The organism is Dapis brunnea BLCC-M229 (assembly GCF_050015995.1).
Lineage (GTDB): Bacteria > Cyanobacteriota > Cyanobacteriia > Cyanobacteriales > Microcoleaceae > Trichodesmium.
The window spans coordinates 16,021-18,959 of the sequence record NZ_JBNHEP010000255.1; the positions used below are offsets into that span (position 1 = coordinate 16,021).

Sequence of the window (2,939 nt, forward strand, 5' to 3'; positions counted from 1 at the left end):
GAACTGAGGCATTTTTGAGGGATAAACACTACATATCTATAACGTTATAGTTTTTCAATCCTTTATCTAAGTTCTTAAGAAGTCTATTATATTGTATCTGGTTCTACTCACCCAGTATTTCTATAATTATCTAAGTCATAGGAAAATATTCAATATGAGCCAAATTCAAACTAGAACCGAACCCATGGTTATTAACATGGGGCCTCATCATCCCTCAATGCACGGGGTGTTAAGGTTGATTGTCACATTAGATGGAGAGGATGTAGTTGACTGTGAACCTGTGATTGGTTACTTACATAGGGGCATGGAAAAGATTGCTGAGAACCGCACTAATACAATGTTTGTCCCTTATGTTAGTCGTTGGGATTATGCTGCGGGAATGTTTAACGAGGCGGTGACTGTCAATGCACCGGAGCAATTAGCGGATATTGAAGTTCCTAAAAGGGCGAGTTATATCCGGGTAATTATGCTGGAACTAAACCGGATTGCTAATCATTTGTTATGGCTTGGCCCATTCTTGGCGGATGTGGGTGCGCAAACTCCTTTCTTCTACATATTCCGAGAACGGGAAATGATTTATGACTTGTGGGAAGCTGCCACGGGTTATCGGATGGTAAATAATAATTATTTCCGTATTGGTGGGGTAGCTGCTGATTTGCCTTACGGTTGGGTGGATAAGTGTGAGGATTTTTGTGATTATTTCTTACCAAAAGTCGATGAGTATGAACGTCTGATTACTAATAACCCTATTTTCCGTCGCCGGATTATGGGATTAGGTGTAATTAGTCGGGAAGAGGCGATTAACTGGGGGCTTTCTGGTCCAATGTTACGAGCTTCTGGGGTAAAGTGGGATTTACGGAAGGTTGACCACTATGAATGTTACGACGATTTTGATTGGGATGTTCACTGGGAGAAAGATGGAGATTGTTTGGCGAGATATCTGGTGCGGATTCGAGAAATGCGAGAGTCGGTTAAGATTATTCGTCAAGCTATTAAAGGACTTCCTGGTGGACCTTACGAAAATCTGGAAGCTAAACGAATAGCTGAAGGACCTAAGTCTAAGTGGAATGATTTTGATTACCAATTTTTAGGTAAGAAAATACCTCCCACTTTTAAGATTCCTAAAGGTGAACATTATGTTCGGATTGAAAGTGGTAAGGGAGAGATTGGTATCTATATTATTGGTGATAATAATATGTTCCCTTGGCGTTTTAAGATTCGGGCGGCAGATTTTGTGAATTTACAGGTTTTTCCTCATATTTTGCAGGGTGCAAAAGTGGCGGATCTTGTGGCTATTTTGGGTAGCATTGACATTATTATGGGGTCTGTAGATAGATAGGTAAAGTCAAAAGTTAAAAGTAAGAAAATGTTATGAAAAGCTAAAAGTTAGAAAGATTTATTCATCTTCTGCTTTTGGCTTTTTTGTTTTTTTTGGGTTGTTTTACTGGAGGATATTCTCCTTGGAGCAAGTCAAAATTAGTTAAATTAAAAAATCATAAAAATTTCCTACTGACTGCTATTAAAAATATAACTGTGTTCGTATAAGAGATTTTTTAGTTGGAGGAAAATGGCGAGAGGCAGATCGGGAAACTGTTGCTTTAATGTTGAAGGTAGCAGTTCATTAATGGATAATGGATAATGGGTAATGGATAATTACCTCTCCCTTTTAGGGTGAGGATTGACCAATAAGGAAAAAATTTATTTCTCAAGGGGAGGGAGGCTAGCGTTTCGCTACGCGACATGAAACGCAAAGCGTCCCGGAGGGAACGGAAACCTCGCCATCCCATGCTAAGGTCATGCTCCGCAAAGGACCGCTTTTTTCCCCTATCCAAGGGGAGGCTTTTAACCTAAACTGTTTAATTATTTAATTATTTAATTATTAATTATTCGATAAAAATAAAGATGAAAAGTTGAGTGTTTTAGATATAGAAAATTTTCCCTGTTCGGAGTTAAATAAAATTCATCAACTTTGGGTAGATTATTCTCAAGGGCGTTTTGCTTTTAGCGTGCAGAAATCTATATATAGCATTTCTCAAATTGGTGAGATACACAAATTTTCGATTTTAGGCAACAGCGAATAGGGAATAAGGAATAGAAAAAAATACTGTACCTCATTAATATGAGAACTGCTATATTGATCGACAGGAGGTTGATGCTATTGTTAATTCTACAGACCGCGCCGTTTCTGCTGGTTCAATGGTATCTAATTATATTCATAAAATTGCCGGATTATAACTTAAAGAAGCTTGTCTAAAGTTGATGACTTGTGAATATGGAGAAGCTAAAATTACCAGTGGTTATAATTTATCTGCTGAGTGGGTTATTCATATAGTCGCAGTTAGATGGGAAGGTGGAAATTTCGAAGAGAAGAATACACTGATGAGATATTATCAAAATAGTTTAGCTTTAGCAGAACAATATTCTATTAAAACAATTACTTTTCCTACTATTGCTACTGGTGCTTTATTTTTTCCGGTGGAAGTAGCAGCAAGAATAGCTATCACTGAAGTGATGAAATTTTTATTAGAAATTCAATCTATTGAAAAGGTGATTATTGTTTGCTCTAAGATTCAGGTTGATGAAAAATACTTGGAAGTTTTCCGTGAAATGATAGAGTAGAAAGTCAAAGGATAGTAGGGAGTAGGGAAGTAGTAGGGAAGATGGGTCGAAAGATAGGGAACAAGCAAAGAATATTTACCCTGTCAGTTGTACCATATTAATCACCAAATCTAGCTTGATCTAATACTAATTGGAAAAAAGTTGGCTAAAGTAGGAGTTTAGTAAGCAGGTACACAAAATTAATTACACATTTTTCCAAATTGAAATCTTTTTACTGCAAGGGTTACAGATAATTAGGGTGGGAAATCAATTCTGTGTAGGTGCTTAACTAAATTTCTGTTGTTTAAGAGTCTCTAACTAAAGCTGCTTTACTTGTAAAA

The 2,939-nt window shown here is 37.0% G+C and carries 2 protein-coding genes and 1 pseudogene; all 3 read left to right on the forward strand.

The features are described 5' to 3' along the window. Positions 1–154 precede the first annotated feature (154 nt). Positions 155–1,339, forward strand: coding sequence for an NAD(P)H-quinone oxidoreductase subunit H (locus ACP6PM_RS29680; protein ID WP_426590476.1), 1,185 nt, complete (start codon positions 155–157; stop codon positions 1,337–1,339). A gap of 571 nt (positions 1,340–1,910) precedes the next feature. Next, positions 1,911–2,081, forward strand: coding sequence for a GUN4 domain-containing protein (locus tag ACP6PM_RS29685; protein ID WP_426590477.1), 171 nt, complete (start codon positions 1,911–1,913; stop codon positions 2,079–2,081). A 166-nt stretch (positions 2,082–2,247) separates the two neighbouring features. Then, positions 2,248–2,619: pseudogene (locus ACP6PM_RS29690) on the forward strand (macro domain-containing protein); the annotation flags it as partial. Positions 2,620–2,939 lie beyond the last annotated feature (320 nt).

What these genes read in the sequence shown, in the direction of transcription:
- ACP6PM_RS29680 (WP_426590476.1), top strand. Translation starts at nt 155, where the DNA reads ATGAGCCAAATTCAAACTAGAACCGAACCCATGGTTATTAACATGGGG.